The sequence below is a fragment of the Herminiimonas sp. Marseille-P9896 genome, from assembly GCF_903993245.1.
GTDB classification, from domain to species: Bacteria; Pseudomonadota; Gammaproteobacteria; order Burkholderiales; family Burkholderiaceae_D; genus Oxalicibacterium; species Oxalicibacterium contaminans.
The window spans coordinates 413391-429032 of sequence record NZ_CAJEVT010000002.1; the positions used below are offsets into that span (position 1 = coordinate 413391).

The window sequence follows — 15642 nt, forward strand, 5'->3', positions numbered from 1 at the left end:
CATGACTCAAGACGAAATGAAACAAGCGGTGGCGCGTGCTGCCATCGATTACGTAGTGGCGGGTGAAATCATAGGCGTCGGTACCGGTTCCACTGCCAATTTCTTCATTGATGAATTGGGCAAGATCAAGGACCGCATCAAGGGTGCGGTAGCGTCGTCCGAAGCGACCGCTGAGCGCTTGCGCAGCCATGGCATTACCGTATTTGACCTGAATGATATCGATACGATGTCGGTGTATATCGACGGCGCGGATGAAATCACGGCGCAAGGTGCGATGATCAAAGGTGGCGGTGCCGCGTTGACACGTGAAAAGATCGTGGCTTCGGTCGCCAAGCAATTTGTTTGTATCGCGGATGGCTCCAAGCTGGTCGAGAAGCTGGGTGCCTTCCCTCTGCCGGTAGAAGTGATCCCGATGGCTCAGGCCGTAGTGGCACGCAAGCTGGCAGCACTCGGTGGCGAGCCACGGTTGCGCGTGAAAGACGGCAAACCGGTGGTTACCGATAACGGTTGTTACATCGTTGACGTACTCGGTTTGCAGATCGAGGATCCAGCTGCGCTGGAAGCGCAGATCAACGATATCGTTGGTGTTGTGACGGTAGGCTTGTTTGCGCGTCGTGGTGCGAATATCGGTTTGCTCGGTACTGCCGATGGCGTCAAGCGCCTGAATTTCTAAACGTCTTCATCTCTCTGCCAGCAGTAGCCTGCAACAGGCTACTGCGTCAGTAAATCGACAAAGTTTTTATTCGGTATCGGTTTGCTCATCAGGTAACCCTGGCCTTCATCGCAACCGTTTTCCAGCAGAAAGCGGAATTGCTCTGCGCTTTCTATTCCTTCAGCCAGTACCGTCAAATTCAGGTTTCTTCCGAGTGAAATAATCGCCTTCACGATCGCCGCGCTGTCCTGGTCGGTGGCGATATCGCGCACGAAGGATTGGTCTATCTTCAGCGTATCGACCGGAAAGCGTTTCAGGTAGCTCAGGCTGGAGTAACCAGTGCCGAAATCATCCAGCGAAATCTTGACGCCGAGTGCGCGCAAGCGGGTCAGTAGCGCAAATGATTTTTCCACGTCGGTGGTCATTACGCTTTCGGTGATTTCCAGTTCCAGGTATTGCGCCTGCAGGCCTGTTTCATCCAGTATCCGTTCCACGACCTCAACGATATCGCCACGTGCCAGTTGGCGCGGTGACAGGTTGACTGAAATCGGAATAGCCGGGTAACCGGCTTCCTGCCATGCACGGTTCTGTCGGCAGGCGGTGCGAAGGACCCATTCACCGAGCGGAATGATGAGGCCGGTTTCTTCTGCCAGTGGGATGAAGCTGGCGGGTGAAACCATGCCCGAGTGTGCGCTATTCCAGCGTACCAGTGCTTCGGCACCCATGATCTTATGACTGGCGAGGCAGACCTTGGGCTGGTAATGCAGGACAAAGTCCTCGTTGCTAATCGCCTGGCGCAAACGATTCAGCAATTCGAGACGATCGGTGACTGAGGTGTTCATTTCAGCCGAGAAATACTGGAAGTTGTTGCGTCCCAGTTCCTTTGCCTTGTACATCGCGGAGTCGGCGTTTTTCAGCAAGGTTTCGGCATCACGACCGTCATCCGGGCACAGCGTCACGCCTATGCTGCAGGTGATCTGGAATTCCAGGTCATTGGCTTTCCACGGTTGCGAGACTTCATGCAGTACGCGCTGCATGGTGTGGGTGATTGCTTCTTCATTCGGCTGGTCGGTCAGCAGCAGTACGAATTCATCGCCGCCCTGGCGCGCTACGGTGTCGCTTTCGCGCAGGCAGGAGGTGAGGCGCTGCGCGGTGATTTTGAGCAGCTCGTCACCGACCTGATGACCCAGACTGTCATTGATGAACTTGAATTGATCCAGGTCGAGGAAGGCGATTGCGGTCAGGTTGCCGTAGCGTTCCGAATGCAGGACCGCCTGCTGCATACGGTCGTACAGCAGGGTACGGTTGGGCAGTCCTGTCAGCGCATCGTGGGTCGCCTGGAACTGGATTTCCGCTTCGTGCAGTTTGCGCTCGGTGATGGCTTCTACCGTGCCTTCAAAGAACAGCAGCGTGCCGTCGCTGTTGTAGACCGAACGGGCGTTCTCGGAAATCCAGATGATCTCGCCGTTACGACGATGCACACGCGATTCAAAATTGGTGACGACGCCATGCTTGCTCATCAGGCGCTTGAATTCAAGGCGACGCTGCGGATCGACATAGACCTGGTGATCAATGTCGCGCAGCGTGGAGATCAGTTGCTGCGGGCTGTCGTAGCCATACATGCGGGCCAGGGCAGGGTTGACGGCGAGATAACCGTCGTTCGGGGTCGACTGGTATATCCCTTCTATCGCGTTTTCAAAGATGCTGCGATAGCGACGCTCCGCTTCACGCAAGGCTTCATCGGCCTGCTTGCGCTCGGTCACGTCCTGGATAAAGCCTTCGAGTATGTCCCAGGTGTCATGCGAAATATTGGTGCCGCGCTCCCATACGTGGCGGATGCTGCCATCGGCACGCACGATACGGTATTCGATGTCGAAGCGGCGATTGTTTTGCACTGCTTCCTGTATCGTGTCGCGCACATGTTGGCGGTCATCAGGATGGGTGATTTGTTCGTAGGAGATGCGGCTGTTGAAGAGCAGGTCTTCTTCGGTATATCCGGTCAGTGCGAAGCAGCCTTCGCTGACGAATTCCATGGTCCAGTGGGCGTCGAGTCGGCAGCGATAGACCATGCCTTCCAGGTTGGCCAACAAGGTGCTGAGCAAACGGGCCTGCAGTGTCGGGTCGGCGGGATGGGATGGCATGGAGAGCAACATGTTGGTACACAGTATCTAAAATCACAAATGCTTGCGCTTCCGATATCTGGTCGCGGCAGCGTATTGCTCAGGCAAATGCCTACATTTCCATGTAGCAATATCGATGCCATCAAAAGCGACGCATGTCAGCACTGAAATGGTGCAGTATAAATGGTGCGACATGCTACCTCAGAATACGCTTATCCCGGCAGCGTGTTGAGCGGAATTTTGAGGTAGCGAATACCGTTGTTGTCGGCTGGCGGCAGATTGCCAGCACGGATGTTGACCTGGATGGCAGGCAGGATCAGGGTCGGCATACCCAGAGTTTTGTCGCGCACGGTACGCATGGCGACAAATTCATCTGCACTGATGCCGGTGCGGATGTGAATGTTCTTGGTGCGTTGCTGGGCGACCGTCGTTTCCCAGGCCGGTGCACGTCCATTCGGCGGATAGTCGTGACACATAAACAAGCGTGTCTGATCCGGAAAGCCCAGGATCTTTTGCACCGAGCGGTACATGCTATGGGCATCGCCGCCCGGAAAGTCGCAGCGCGCGGTCCCGGCGTCCGGCATGAACAGGGTGTCGCCGACAAAAATCGCGTCACCGATGTGATAAGCCATATCTGCGGGCGTATGGCCGGGCACGTACAAGGCCTGGGCCTGCAGCTTGCCGATATGGAAAACCTCGTCTTCGTCAAACAAATAGTCGAATTGCGAGCCATCGAATTTGAATGAATCTTCAAGATTGAAGATTTCGTCAAACACGCGCTGGACCTTGGTAACCATGCGGCCGATGGCGATGCGCCCACCGAGGTGCTGCTTCAGGTAAGGGGCGGCGGACAGGTGGTCGGCGTGGACGTGGGTTTCCAGTATCCACTCCACATGCAGACCCTGCGCTTGCACGAATTGGATGATTTTGTCAGCCGAGGTGGTGCTGGTATGGCCGGATTTGGGATCGTAATCGAGGACGGAGTCGATGATGGCGCAATCGACTGCACCTGCTTCATGAATGACGTAACTGACGGTACCGGTTTCTGTGTCGAAGAAGGCTTGTACGACAGGCGACATGGGCGGTTCCTCGCAAGGGATGGCTAACGATGAAGACAGGGGGGCAGACAGGAAAACGGGTGCGCGTGGCACCCGTTACTTGATTAGCGTGGCTTGTCGGAAAATTCGCGCGCCATGCGGTCTTGCCGGTCATAGAAGTCCAGCGTCCCGATGTCACCGTGGTTGCGCTGCCTGGATGGCACCAGGTGCTCGATGTCGGCGATGAACTCGTCATCGATTTCCATATCCTCTTCGCTACCCCAACTCGTATTCATAAATCCTCCGTAAGCCGGTATTTTACGACGCAGCGACGCAAACGGCTAGTTCGCTGCTTAGCCTAATGAATCCGGCACTTCGCCGCTGCCCGGGAGCTTGGCTGCCAATACCGTGAGCTTTTCTATAACGGGTGGTTTGGCCAGAAACTGGGAGGCAACTTCACCGAGGGCGGCGGCAATGGCGCCATCGATATGGGCTTTTCGGCCGCTTTCGTTTTCGAAGGCATCGAAGATGAGGAAGGTGTTGTCATTCAGCTTGACGGCGAACCAGGCTATCGTGGCAGGCTCACCAAGCGCGTACGGCAGTTGCGCGCGCAGGAATTCTTCCAGTTCTTTTTCCTTGCCGGGTTTAGCTTCCAGGCGGACTTGCAGGCCGAGGTTAACCATGATGTGTCTCCTTTATCGATAGCGATTGGGTACCCATGTGGTGCTGACAACAGTTGCTGACAACTGGTTCATTGCAGGTAATGAAAGAACGGCAATTAATTGTAATCCTCATTTAGCCAGCGTGAATATGACTGTGCATATAGAAGAATACTGATAAGTGTATGACAACATCGGCAGATGCGGGACGGGCGAGAAAATAAACACTTGCTGCGGTCTATGACTTATCATCGTGACCCATTTCATTTTCACAGGTTTTTTCCATGGCAAACGCATGCGGCGTCGATTTTGGGACGTCGAATTCGACCGTCGGCTGGAGCCGTCCCGGCCAGTCGGCACTATTGCAACTGGAAGATGGCAAGGTCACCTTGCCGTCCGTTGTTTTCTTTAACGCAGACGAAGAGCAGGTCTATTACGGCCGCGCTGCGCTGGCAAATTACCTGCAAGGTTACGAAGGCCGCCTGATGCGCTCGCTCAAGAGCCTGCTCGGTACCAGCCTGATCGACGACCAGACCGAGGTGATGGGCAAGGCTCTGCCTTTCCGCGCCTTGCTGACGCAATTCATCGCCGAACTGAAGGACCGGGCTGAGAAAGCGGCCGGCCGTGAGTTCACCAGCGTGGTCATGGGGCGTCCGGTCTACTTTGTCGACGGCAATGAAGAAGCCGATATCCTGGCGGAAGATACCTTGTATGAAATCGCGCAGTCTGTCGGTTTCAAGGATATCGATTTTCAGTACGAGCCTATCGCTGCCGCGTTCGACTACGAGTCACAGATAGATAAGGAAGAGCTGGTACTAATTGCCGATATTGGTGGTGGTACTTCCGACTTCTCGCTGGTACGGTTGTCACCGGAACGGGCCAAAAAGGATGACCGTCGCGACGATATCCTGGCGACCGGCGGTGTGCATATCGGCGGTACCGATTTCGATAAATACCTGAGCCTGACCAGCATCATGCCTTTGCTCGGTCTGGGTAGTCGCCTGAACAACGATACCGAAGTGCCGTCCAGCTACTACTTCAACCTGGCGACCTGGCACACGATTAACCTGGCCTACTCACAAAAGACCTGGTTGCAGATCAAGGATATCTATCGCGATGCGCGCGACAAGCCCAAGCTCGATAGCCTGCTGCACCTGATAGAAAACCGTTCCGGCCACTGGCTGGCGCTGAAAGCCGAGGAGGGCAAGATAGCCTTGTCGTCGCAGATGGAAACCGAATTGGTGCTGGATCGTATTGCGCCGAGCACGACACTGACTTTGCGCCGCGATGAGTTTGATGAGTCCATCGACAAGATGGTTACGACAGTTGAAAGCACGGTCGCCAATTTGCTGAAAGATGCAGGTATAGCCGCTGCGGATGTCGATACCGTCGTGTTCACTGGTGGCTCCAGCGGTGTCCATCTGTTGCGTGAAAAGATCAGCTCCCTGCTGCCGGATGCACGACGGGTAGAGGGCGATCTGTTTGGTAGTATTGGTGCCGGACTGGCGCTGGATGCGGTGCGAAAATTCGGCTGATGCGACACATGAGCCACACGCGATAAAAAGATTTGCGGGTGCCGCCAAATCTTCATTGGCGATTCGTATTTGAAAATGGTATAAATGATTTGCGCATCTATGATGCGCAATTTTTTTATACGTGCAGCACCGCTACGAAGTAAGGCCAGTCTTACTCTTGAGAATTGTCATCACGCGGTAATAATGCGGGCTTATTGTCACGAACTTTTCGCGCGGCATTGCAAGCATGGTGTAAGTCGTTCGATATATAAAATACAGACGTGGTACAGATAAAGCAGGGGCGTGATTGAGAGGATGGAATGTTTGCAGCGGTAGATCTCGGTTCGAATAGTTTTCGCCTTCATATAGGGCGCCATGATGGCGACACCATGCGCATCATCAAGAGCGCGCGCGATCCGATACGCCTGGGCGCTGGCCTGGACAGCAAGGGCAACCTGACTGCGAAAGCGATGGAAAGTGCAATTGAATCGTTGGCACGCTTCAATTCCATTCTGAGTACTTTTCCGCTGAGCGCAGTGCGCGTGGTGGCGACCAATACGATACGTATCGCCAGGAATTCAGCCGTCTTCCTGCCAGCAGCAGAAGCGGCGATCGGTTACCCGATAGAAATCATCTCCGGTGAAGAGGAGGGGCGTCTGATTTACATGGGTGTGGCCAGCACACTCTCGCAGAATGAGCGTCGCCTGGTACTGGATATCGGTGGCGGTTCGACCGAGGTCATCCTCGGTAAAGGGCCAAAAATCGAGCAGGTGGAATCCTTCAGTGTAGGCACCGTGCCGCAAAGCCTGAATTTCTTCCCGAACGGCGTCATTACCGCCGAGGCGTTTGATGCTGCCGTGCTGTCGGCACGCTCGCGCTTCGAAGATGCGGTGCCGCTATATAAGCCAGAGTTGTGGAGCAATGCCTACGGTTCATCCGGCACCATGCGTGCGATTGCCGATGCGATTAGCAAGAATGGCCTGGGTGATGGCCAGATGTCGCTCAAGAGCCTGGAAGGATTGCGCAAGCGCCTGATTCAGTTCGGTCACGCGGGCAACATCGACCTGGTCGGCATGAAAGCGGATCGCGCCGCCAGCATTACCAGTGGCCTCGCGATCCTGGTCGCCTTGATGCAAGAGTTCAGCATTAAGGTCGTGACGCCGATAGAAGCCGGTTTGCGCATGGGCGTGCTGTGGGACTTGCATTTGCGCGCCACCAAGCGTGACCGGCGTGAGCAGTCGGCACGTGAATTCCTGCAGCGCTTCAAAGTGGATGAGAAGCGCGCCGAGAAGGCTGCACAGATTGCCAGTGCTTTCCTCGGTTTGCTTAAGCCGAGCGACGATACCTATACCAAACTCCTGTTCTGGAGCGGCCTGTTGCATGAGGTCGGCTTGGTCGTGTCACATAGCGGTTATCACAAGCATGCCGCCTATATGGTGGAAAACGCTGACTTGCCGGGCTTTACCACGCGTGAGCAACGCGTGATGAGCAATCTGGTGCTGGCGCAAAAAGGAAATTTGCGCAAAGTGGCGGATCAACTGAGTGACAGTGATTTTGCGAAGGCAGTAGTCGCATTGCGACTGGCGCTGATGTTCATGCATGCCCGCATAGACGTGGCGCCGGACGATATACGCTTGCGCATGAAAAAAGGCATAGAACTGGAAATCCGCAAGCAATGGGTAACCCAGCATCCGACCGTTGCCTACTGGATAGATAAAGAAAAAGAATGCTGGAGTGAAGTCGGCATCGACTTCTACGTCAAGCTGACTAACTAAGGTAATTTGCCGTCAGTGCTTGTCCACGCAAGCCTGACGGTTTAGCATGACCCGTTTTTGATCATCTACAGGAGACGGGTTTGTTCCATAGTATTGTCGATATCGTGTCGCAAGGTGGCTACCTTGGCATTTTCTTGCTGATGCTGGCCGAGAATGTTTTTCCTCCTATCCCGTCTGAACTCATCATGCCGCTGGCAGGTTTTGTCGCTGCACGTGGTGAACTGAATATTTTCCTGGTGATATTGGCCGGTACGGCCGGATCAGTGGTCGGTGCCTTGCCGTGGTACTACGCTGGTGCCTTGTTCGGCAAGGACAGGCTGAAGCGGCTGGCGGCCAGGCATGGACGCTGGCTGACAGTGTCGCCGGGAGATATCGATAAGGCGTCGGACTGGTTTGAGCGGCACGATGCTGCGACGGTCTTCTTTGGTCGCCTGGTTCCGGCGATACGGACGCTGATTTCGGTGCCTGCCGGTGGCGTGAAAATGCCTATGCTGCCGTTTTTAATGTATTCGACTATCGGTTCACTGATCTGGACTTGCTTGCTGGCCCTGACCGGCTATCTGCTGCAATCGCAGTATGAAGTGGTGCAGCACTATGTCGATCCGGTCTCGAAAGCCGTCGTGTACACGGTGATCGCGATCTACGTTTATCGTTTTATCCGCTTCAAGCCGCACAACTGAGTTCGAAAGCTGATTGCAGCTGCTAACTGCAATCAGCCATCCATCAAAACACCAGGCCGTTCTTTTTGAATAGCGCTATATCCAGATAGCCGGACAAGTGTTTGCTGTTCGGCGATCCTGTGACAGACAGGCCGCCCAGGTCGATATTCACATCCTGATTCATCAAATCCTGCAGTGCAGCCTGATTGCTGCGCTTGCTTCTTTGGATCGCCCTGACCAGGGTCTTGGCGACGGTAAATCCTTCCAGCGTCAGCGATGACGGCGGCTCGTCGCGGTACTTCTTCATCATATTCAAATGTTCAAGCTGGATCGAGGATCGGCCTGTGTTGGGGTTCGGCACTACCTGGGAAAAGACCGTCCACTCAACGGCACGTGCGCCAGCCAGTTCGCGCAGGGTTTCCAGGTTGATCAATGAGGTTCCGGCGACAAAGGTTTGTGCTGCGGTGCGGCGGAACTCCTTCAGGAAAAGGGCGGTGCTGATGGTGTCGGCAATCACGATGACGAAGCCCGGTTTGCTGCTGGCCAGTTGCGTAGCCTCTTGCGCGTTGAGTTTTTCATTAGTACCCAGCTTGGCAGAGCCATTCAACTTCACCCTGCGTCCGCGCAATTCCGAGGACAAGTTGCGGAAGGCCTGCTGCGCCCACGGCGTGTCCTGGTAAGCAATACCAACATCTGTCATCCCCAGCTGGCTGAAGTGCGACAGGATGTGGCGGACTTCCTGCAGATAGCTGGGGCGCCAGAACAGCACACGGCTGCTATTGAGTTCCACCGTATCGACCAAGGGGGCAAACAGCACCAGGCTGCTGCGTTTGAAGGCGGGTGCGTTCAGCACCGCTTGCGCCGTGCCGTCGCCCACACCACCCAGCAGGAAGTCGATCTGATCACGTTCTATCAGCTCGGTAACCGCTTTCGCCGCCACTGCCGGTAATGCCTGATCATCGCGCACGATGTAGCGGATGCGCTTGCCATTGACCCCGCCAGCGGCATTCAGCGCATCGAAATAGGTTTTGATCCCGGCCACATAGTCGCGACCTACCGATGCGTTCTGGCTGGACAGGTCGATCGCCTGTCCGACCACGATGGTGTTGGGTTCTTCTGCGGCAGCGGAACTGGCGAGCAGGAGGGAGGTGGAAGCAATTGCGAAAAACCGGAGCAGGTTCATGTGTGAAATGGAGTGAGCGTATTTGACCGCAATTCTGGTTTTGAATTGTGACGGCATGATGAATTTGCGCCTGTTGCAGCGCAAGCTTTACGCGCTCTCGGCCCCGCTGTTACAGTGTTTATACGGTATTTTCTTGCAAAAAAAGAATAAACTATATATATTATTTATACTATTAATTACAAGGAGAAGCGTGTGTCGAACGAAACAGAAGTCAAGGTGGAAGTGAAGCCAGAAGCGTCTGTAGCTGCACCAGCGCCTGCAAAAAAATCAGCACCAGCGAAAAAAGCGCCTGCGGCTAAAAAGGCTCCAGCCGCCAAGAAAGCGCCAGCAAAGAAAGCTGCTGCTAAAAAAGCAGTAGCAAGCAAAGCACCAGCAGCAAAAAAGGCAGTGGCTAAAAAAGCTGCAGCCAAGCCTGCGGCCAAAGCACCGGCGAAGAAAGTGACAGCCAAGCCAGCAGCGACCAAGTCGCCTGCAAAGAAAGCTGTAAGCAAGCCTGCAGCCAAACCAGCGGCTAAGCCAGCAACTAAGCCAGCAGCAAGCAAGCGCGTCACCAAGGCCGTCAAGCCAGCCGTGAAACCTGCGGTCAAGCCAGTAGCTAAACCAGTAAGCAAGCCAGCTTCGAAGCCAGTGGCCGAAGTAAAAGGCAAAAAAGCCAAGCTGGTACGCGATAGCTTCACCATGCCGGAAATCGAATATCAGGTTTTGAGCGAAGTGAAAAAAGCCTTCCTGAAAGCCGGTGTTGCGGTCAAGAAAAGCGAATTGCTGCGTGCTGGCGTTGCGCTGATCAAAGACATGGACATGAAGAAGCTCAACAGTGTGATCGCAGCCTTGTCGCCGCTGAAAGCTGGGCGTCCGAAAAAATCCAAGTAATCATGCAGATTTCCTGCCCTGCGCAGGGAGTTGCAGGCCTGTTGTTTCAGGGCAAACAAAACCGGTGCCATGCGCCGGTTTTTTTATGTCCCGCACTCTCAGGGATTGGAATGTCTGAGAGTGTTGTCGTGTCATGAAACTGACATGCTCCTGTCATTTTGCTGAAGTAATCAACAGTTACGCTTCGTTCGTCACAATACAAAGGACGACACATGCGATTACTGAATGCTTCTGCCGATACCAATCTTGCTTCTCCCAAGCTGACGCTGAGCCTTGCCAGCACGCAAAAGGAAGTACGTGAAGTACAGCGTTTGCGTTACAAAGTTTTTATCGAGTCTATGGGACTGTCTTCACTGAAGAACGAAGAGAGACTCGATAAAGACGAATTTGATGCGTACTGCGATCACCTGATCGTACGCGATTCGGCAACACTGAAAGTGGTCGGCACTTACCGCGTCATGAGCCCGCAAGCTGCGCGCAAGATGGGTCAGTTTTACTCCGAGCAGGAATTCGACCTGAGCCGCCTGAATAATCTGCGCAACCGCATCGCGGAAGCAGGACGTGCCTGCATCCATCCGGACTACCGCAGTGGCGGCGTCATCATGCTGCTGTGGGCTGGTCTGGCTGCCTACATGAAGAAAGAAAAATGTGAATACCTGATCGGTTGCGCCAGTGTCAGCCTGGCTGATGGCGGCCACAATGCTGCTGCGCTGTATCACTCGCTGGCAGAAAACAGCCTGGCACCAGCCGAGTATCGCGTCACACCACATTTGCCTTTCCCTATCGCCGAACGCGAACCTGGTCATGTGGCGGTGGTACCACCGTTGATCAAGGGTTACCTGCGCAGCGGTGCCTGGGTCTGCGGCAACCCGGCCTGGGATCCTGATTTCCACAGTGCAGATCTGTTCATGATGTTGCCGCTGGCCAAGCTCGATGCCCGCTACGCACGTCACTACCTGAAAGAGGCGCAACCAGCATGAAGCCACGCGACCAATTTTTGACGACTGATTTTATCGGTGCGGAAGTTGGCGCGAAGCGCGAGCCTATCCGCTTTCGTACAATCTGGATTTCAGACCTGCACCTGGGAACCACTGGTTGCCAGGCGCAACGCCTGCTGGAATTCCTGCGCAAAACGGAATCGGACACCCTCTACCTGGTTGGTGACATCATCGACGGCTGGCAACTGAAACGCCGCTGGTACTGGGAACAAGCGCATAACGACGTAGTACAGACGGTGCTGAAAAAGGCCAAGAAGGGTACCGAAGTGATCTTCGTGCCCGGTAATCACGACGAAGCGGTACGCCAATTCATAGACCTGGATTTTGGTGGCATACGCATCCGTGATGAACTCATACACACGACAGCGCAGGGTAAACGCATGCTGGTGCTGCATGGTGACCGCTTTGATGGCGTGATCGCCTGTGCAAAATGGCTGGCCTATGTGGGCGACAACCTCTACACCGTCATCCTCAAATTCAATCAATGGTTCAACAGCTGGCGCGCCCGTGCCGGTTTGCCGTACTGGTCGCTGTCGCAATACCTGAAGCTGAAAGTGAAGAATGCCGTCAGCTACATCTCTTCATTTGAAAATGCGCTGGCCGCTGAAGCCAAGCGTCGCGGACTGGACGGCGTGATCTGCGGTCACATCCATAAACCTGAGATCCGCGACATCGACGGTATTACTTATTGTAATGATGGTGACTGGGTCGAAAGCCTGTCCGCTTTGGTGGAAGACGCATCCGGTGCCTTGCGTCTGGTGACCTGGCAGGAAATCGTCAAGTCGCACAAGGCAGCAAAACATGAAAAAGGTGAAGAATTATGCGTATCGCCATCGTAACCGATGCCTGGGAGCCGCAAGTCAATGGTGTGGTCAACACGCTGAAAGCGACGCGCAAGCAATTGCGCGCCAACGGTCATGCCGTGTTGATGGTGACGCCGGAACACATGCGCAGCTATTCCTGCCCGACCTATCCGGAGATACGCCTGGCCTACAAGCCATATGCCAAGGTTGCTGCAGCACTTGAAGACTTCGATCCGGATTGCATACACATCGCTACCGAAGGCCCTATGGGGCTGGCGGCGCGCCGTTTCTGCATCAACCGTGGCCTCGACTTCACTACTGCCTATCACACCCGTTTCCCTGAATACCTGCGCGCACGTTTCCACCTGCCGCTGGCGCTTACCTATCGCTGGTTGAAGTGGTTCCACAAACCAGCCAAGGCCGTCATGGTGCCGACGCCGCGCATGCAGGATGCGCTGGAAAAAAGCGGCTTTAAAAATGTCGTGCAATGGAGCCGTGGTGTGGATACCGATTACTTCCGCCCGGGCCAGCGCGAAGAAGTAACGCAAGAGCGACCGCTGTATCTCTACGTCGGTCGTGTTGCGGTGGAAAAAAATATAGAAGCTTTCCTGCAAATGGATTTGCCGGGCGCGAAGTGGGTGATAGGCGATGGCCCTATGCGCGAAGAGTTGGAGAAGAAGTACCCCGAGGTTCACTTCCTCGGCGCCAAGCCGCATGATGCATTGCCGGCTTACTACAGCTGCGCTGACGTCTTCGTATTCCCCAGCCGTACCGACACTTTCGGCCTGGTGCTGATCGAAGCGATGGCCTGCGGTGTGCCGGTCGCGGCTTATCCGGTGGAAGGTCCGATCGACGTGGTGGCACAGGGTAAATCCGGCGTGCTGCATGAAGACCTGATGCGCGCCTGCTTTGATGCGCTGAACCTGAAGCGTTCAGTGGTGCGCGAGCATGCGCTGTGCTACTCGTGGAGTGCAGCAACCCAGCAATTCCTCACGCATTTGCATCCGGTACGCAAGACCGATCACATCCCTATGGTGCGTCGCGCATCACCCAAGCCTAGCGCATGATGTTGAGGTGCGAGTACTCCGCTGCATAGCGCAGTACTCGTCCTTGTTCATACCTCAGTTCAAGTCTTTTCCCTGCCTGTCAGTATCGCGGTACCTATACCCATGGTTGCGGCGATGCCGCCGACCAGGAACACCGACGCATAACCATAGTGATCGGCAAACAGACCCGCTACTGGCCCGGTCAAGCCATAGGCGATGTCCTGGAAGGCGGCGAAACCACCGACTGCGGTGCCGCGTAATTGCGGTGGGACGCGCTTGACCACTTCCATTCCCATCGACGGGAAGATCATCGAACAGCCGATGCCGGTCAGCAATGCGCCGAGTAAGGCCCAGGCTGGTTCGCTGGCGCTCCACAGCAGGAATTGACCGGTCGCTTCGATCGCCAGTGAAACGATGGCGACACGGCTGCCGCCTATCTTGTCAGGTAGGTGGCCGCAGAATAAACGCATGCCGACAAAGCCGCTGCCAAACAAGGTCAGGCCCAGGCTGCCATAGGCCCAGCCCTGATTGATGAAGTGCAGCGTAATGAAAGCACCGAGTGCGGCAAAGCCGACGCCTTGCAGGCCCACAGTCAGGCCGGGACGCCAGATGCGGCCGAGGATGCGCCAGAACGATTCGCGGACGCCGCTTTGCAATGCGCCTTCCGGCATGTTCTTGATCATGGCGAGGCCGAGCAAAGGCAGGGCGGCGCAGACCAGCATCAGGCCGCTAAAGCCAAAGTGCTGGAAGATAGCCAGACCCAAGGGACTACCGACTGCAAATGCGCCGTAGATGGCCATGCCGGACAAGGCAATGACGCGACCGGCGCGTGCAGGTCCCATCTGCTCTATGCTCCAGCCCAGCATGCCGACCAGCGCCAGGCTTTCACCCCAGCCGAGCAGCAGGCGACCGACGATCAGCAAGCCATAGCTGAATGGAATAGGGAAGAGCGGCCAGGCCGAGACCCAGCACACCAGGCTGGCGATGGTGTAAATCACCAGGCCGCGCCGCATGCTGTGTTTGCCGCCTATGCGGTCGGTCAGGGTGCCGGCCTGGCTGCGGGTCAGGATGGTGGCGAGGAAGGTGATACCGACGGCGAGACCGGCGAGTACGTTGCCGTAGTGCAGCTGCTGCGTGACATAGACCGGTAGTACCGGCAAGGACATGGCAACAGCGAGATAGGAAAGAAAGAGGGCGAGCGTCTTCCAGATCAGATGACGATACGCAGTATCAAAACGCGGGGATGCTTCAGACATGTAACAGACTCCGTATAACACCATGGTCCCGGGAGCCCGCTGCAGCACATACGTCAGCGCACTCCCGCCATGATCCATGGCAGGTTGCGCGTTGATTGACGTAAACGCTTACGGCGTGCGCAGCTACGTGCGACAGCGCAAGCAGAATAACATGAAAAATTAGGCGGATGAAAGTTCGCTGTTGCGGCAAAGTGCAGCTACTGGAAGGGCAGGTTGTATACTGGCGACTTTCCAGTGACGCTTTATCTGTAAGGACACCCTATGAGCAATTTGCCTGCATGCCCGCTATGCCATTCCGAGTTCACCTACGAGGACGGCAGCCTGTATATTTGCCCTGAGTGCGCGCATGAATGGTCGACCCAGGCGGCAGTTGAAGCCACCGAGCAGGCCAAGGTATATCGTGATGCAGTCGGGACGGTGTTGCAGGATGGTGATACCGTGACCATCATCAAGGATTTGAAGTTGAAAGGTTCGGGCGGTGTGCTTAAAGTAGGAACTAAGGTTAAAAACATCCGCCTGGTTGATAGCGACCACGATATCGATTGCAAGATCGATGGCTTTGGCGCGATGAGCCTGAAGTCGGAGTTCGTCAAGAAAGTGTAAGCGGTCGTTAGCCCCCGGTATGTGCTGACACCGATATCGTCATGGAGTGATGCCATGCAGTCGCCGCCGTTTGTAATGCGTGAAGAATGCCCGCAAGGCCTGTGCACTTGCGAGCGTGATGCGTTGCTGGGCAATCCTGCGGGCGACCTGCGTATCTTGCGTTTAACCAAGATGGAAGAAAAAAAGCTGATCGCACGGATAGAGGCGATCAGCAGTTATGCCGACCTCAAGCATATGGAAGAACGCATGTATGCGCAGCTGGGGATCGCGCTGCAAATCAGTCCGGGCCTGAATGAGGTGCGTACTGTACGTGGTTTGAACATCGTGCTGGAAGAACAGCCGGGCTTGTGTCGCAAAACGAAGCAAACGATACCCGCCGCCATCCGCAAGTGTCTGGAACGGAATCCCGAAATTACCTATGCCATCCTTGATAAAGACGGTTTGTTCGGTCTGGAGTGAGGATGGTG

The 15642-nt window shown here is 55.3% G+C and carries 16 protein-coding genes; 10 read left to right on the forward strand and 6 right to left on the reverse strand.

Going from position 1 to position 15642, the window contains the following annotated elements:
• Position 1: 1 nt before the first annotated feature.
• A complete protein-coding gene (gene rpiA / locus H7U06_RS07435) occupies positions 2–673 on the forward strand; it encodes a ribose-5-phosphate isomerase RpiA (protein ID WP_175625529.1) in 672 nt (223 codons plus the stop codon).
• Between the two features lie 38 nt (positions 674–711).
• Here the strand turns inward: rpiA and H7U06_RS07440 are convergent, their stop codons facing one another.
• The 4 genes from H7U06_RS07440 to H7U06_RS07455 form a co-directional block, all read right to left on the reverse strand.
• On the reverse strand, positions 712–2793 hold the full coding sequence (locus tag H7U06_RS07440; RefSeq protein ID WP_254873167.1) for a bifunctional diguanylate cyclase/phosphodiesterase: 2082 nt from the start codon (positions 2791–2793) through the stop codon (positions 712–714).
• Positions 2794–2984: 191 nt separating this feature from the next.
• Positions 2985–3851: an MBL fold metallo-hydrolase gene (locus tag H7U06_RS07445; protein WP_175625531.1), complete on the reverse strand. Its 867-nt coding sequence runs from the start codon at positions 3849–3851 to the stop codon at positions 2985–2987.
• An 83-nt stretch (positions 3852–3934) separates the two neighbouring features.
• Positions 3935–4105 carry a hypothetical protein gene (locus H7U06_RS07450; RefSeq protein ID WP_175625532.1) on the reverse strand — a complete coding sequence of 57 codons (171 nt, stop codon included), beginning with the start codon at positions 4103–4105 and terminating at the stop codon, positions 3935–3937.
• 57 nt (positions 4106–4162) lie between these two features.
• Complete coding sequence (locus H7U06_RS07455; protein ID WP_175625533.1) at positions 4163–4492, reverse strand: putative quinol monooxygenase; 330 nt, start codon at positions 4490–4492, stop codon at positions 4163–4165.
• Between the two features lie 260 nt (positions 4493–4752).
• On the opposite strand from H7U06_RS07455, the gene H7U06_RS07460 reads away from it, so the two are divergent.
• The 3 genes from H7U06_RS07460 (at position 4753) to H7U06_RS07470 (ending at position 8437) form a co-directional block, all read left to right on the forward strand.
• Positions 4753–6003, forward strand: a complete 1251-nt coding sequence (locus H7U06_RS07460; RefSeq protein ID WP_175625534.1) for an Hsp70 family protein — start codon at positions 4753–4755, stop codon at positions 6001–6003.
• Positions 6004–6302: 299 nt separating this feature from the next.
• Positions 6303–7757 carry a Ppx/GppA phosphatase family protein gene (locus H7U06_RS07465; protein ID WP_175625535.1) on the forward strand — a complete coding sequence of 485 codons (1455 nt, stop codon included), beginning with the start codon at positions 6303–6305 and terminating at the stop codon, positions 7755–7757.
• Positions 7758–7837: 80 nt separating this feature from the next.
• Positions 7838–8437, forward strand: a complete 600-nt coding sequence (locus tag H7U06_RS07470; protein ID WP_175625536.1) for a DedA family protein — start codon at positions 7838–7840, stop codon at positions 8435–8437.
• Between the two features lie 43 nt (positions 8438–8480).
• On the opposite strand, the gene H7U06_RS07475 is transcribed toward H7U06_RS07470, so the two are convergent.
• Positions 8481–9599, reverse strand: a complete 1119-nt coding sequence (locus H7U06_RS07475) for an ABC transporter substrate-binding protein (RefSeq protein ID WP_175625537.1) — start codon at positions 9597–9599, stop codon at positions 8481–8483.
• A 192-nt stretch (positions 9600–9791) separates the two neighbouring features.
• Here H7U06_RS07475 and H7U06_RS16340 point away from each other — a divergent pair, with 192 nt between their 5' ends.
• The 4 genes from H7U06_RS16340 to H7U06_RS07495 all read left to right on the forward strand — a co-directional run bounded on the left by H7U06_RS16340 (position 9792) and on the right by H7U06_RS07495 (position 13337).
• Positions 9792–10469, forward strand: coding sequence for a hypothetical protein (locus H7U06_RS16340; protein WP_303049235.1), 678 nt, complete (start codon positions 9792–9794; stop codon positions 10467–10469).
• Between the two features lie 212 nt (positions 10470–10681).
• On the forward strand, positions 10682–11449 hold the full coding sequence (locus tag H7U06_RS07485) for a GNAT family N-acetyltransferase (protein ID WP_175625538.1): 768 nt from the start codon (positions 10682–10684) through the stop codon (positions 11447–11449).
• Positions 11446–12306 carry a UDP-2,3-diacylglucosamine diphosphatase gene (locus H7U06_RS07490; RefSeq protein ID WP_175625539.1) on the forward strand — a complete coding sequence of 287 codons (861 nt, stop codon included), beginning with the start codon at positions 11446–11448 and terminating at the stop codon, positions 12304–12306. The genes H7U06_RS07485 and H7U06_RS07490 overlap by 4 nt, the downstream gene beginning before the upstream one ends.
• Positions 12288–13337 (forward strand): glycosyltransferase family 1 protein, encoded by a 1050-nt coding sequence (locus H7U06_RS07495; protein ID WP_175625540.1) that lies wholly within the window; start codon positions 12288–12290, stop codon positions 13335–13337. Before H7U06_RS07490 ends, H7U06_RS07495 begins: the two co-directional genes overlap by 19 nt.
• 59 nt (positions 13338–13396) lie before the next feature.
• Here H7U06_RS07495 and H7U06_RS07500 read toward each other — a convergent pair whose 3' ends face one another.
• Positions 13397–14572: an MFS transporter gene (locus tag H7U06_RS07500; protein ID WP_175625541.1), complete on the reverse strand. Its 1176-nt coding sequence runs from the start codon at positions 14570–14572 to the stop codon at positions 13397–13399.
• Positions 14573–14833: 261 nt separating this feature from the next.
• Here H7U06_RS07500 and H7U06_RS07505 point away from each other — a divergent pair, with 261 nt between their 5' ends.
• Positions 14834–15175 (forward strand): zinc ribbon domain-containing protein YjdM, encoded by a 342-nt coding sequence (locus H7U06_RS07505; protein ID WP_175625542.1) that lies wholly within the window; start codon positions 14834–14836, stop codon positions 15173–15175.
• 54 nt (positions 15176–15229) lie between these two features.
• Positions 15230–15634, forward strand: coding sequence for a hypothetical protein (locus H7U06_RS07510; protein WP_175625543.1), 405 nt, complete (start codon positions 15230–15232; stop codon positions 15632–15634).
• The last annotated feature ends 8 nt before the right edge of the window (positions 15635–15642 follow it).

Coding starts and splice junctions, on each gene's coding strand:
- rpiA (WP_175625529.1), top strand. CDS start 2: ATGACTCAAGACGAAATGAAACAAGCGGTGGCGCGTGCTGCCATCGAT.
- H7U06_RS07440 (WP_254873167.1), bottom strand. CDS start 2,793: ATGCCATCCCATCCCGCCGACCCGACACTGCAGGCCCGTTTGCTCAGC.
- H7U06_RS07445 (WP_175625531.1), bottom strand. CDS start 3,851: ATGTCGCCTGTCGTACAAGCCTTCTTCGACACAGAAACCGGTACCGTC.
- H7U06_RS07450 (WP_175625532.1), bottom strand. CDS start 4,105: ATGAATACGAGTTGGGGTAGCGAAGAGGATATGGAAATCGATGACGAG.
- H7U06_RS07455 (WP_175625533.1), bottom strand. CDS start 4,492: ATGGTTAACCTCGGCCTGCAAGTCCGCCTGGAAGCTAAACCCGGCAAG.
- H7U06_RS07460 (WP_175625534.1), top strand. CDS start 4,753: ATGGCAAACGCATGCGGCGTCGATTTTGGGACGTCGAATTCGACCGTC.
- H7U06_RS07465 (WP_175625535.1), top strand. CDS start 6,303: ATGTTTGCAGCGGTAGATCTCGGTTCGAATAGTTTTCGCCTTCATATA.
- H7U06_RS07475 (WP_175625537.1), bottom strand. CDS start 9,599: ATGAACCTGCTCCGGTTTTTCGCAATTGCTTCCACCTCCCTCCTGCTC.
- H7U06_RS07485 (WP_175625538.1), top strand. CDS start 10,682: ATGCGATTACTGAATGCTTCTGCCGATACCAATCTTGCTTCTCCCAAG.
- H7U06_RS07490 (WP_175625539.1), top strand. CDS start 11,446: ATGAAGCCACGCGACCAATTTTTGACGACTGATTTTATCGGTGCGGAA.
- H7U06_RS07495 (WP_175625540.1), top strand. CDS start 12,288: ATGCGTATCGCCATCGTAACCGATGCCTGGGAGCCGCAAGTCAATGGT.
- H7U06_RS07500 (WP_175625541.1), bottom strand. CDS start 14,572: ATGTCTGAAGCATCCCCGCGTTTTGATACTGCGTATCGTCATCTGATC.
- H7U06_RS07505 (WP_175625542.1), top strand. CDS start 14,834: ATGAGCAATTTGCCTGCATGCCCGCTATGCCATTCCGAGTTCACCTAC.
- H7U06_RS07510 (WP_175625543.1), top strand. CDS start 15,230: ATGCAGTCGCCGCCGTTTGTAATGCGTGAAGAATGCCCGCAAGGCCTG.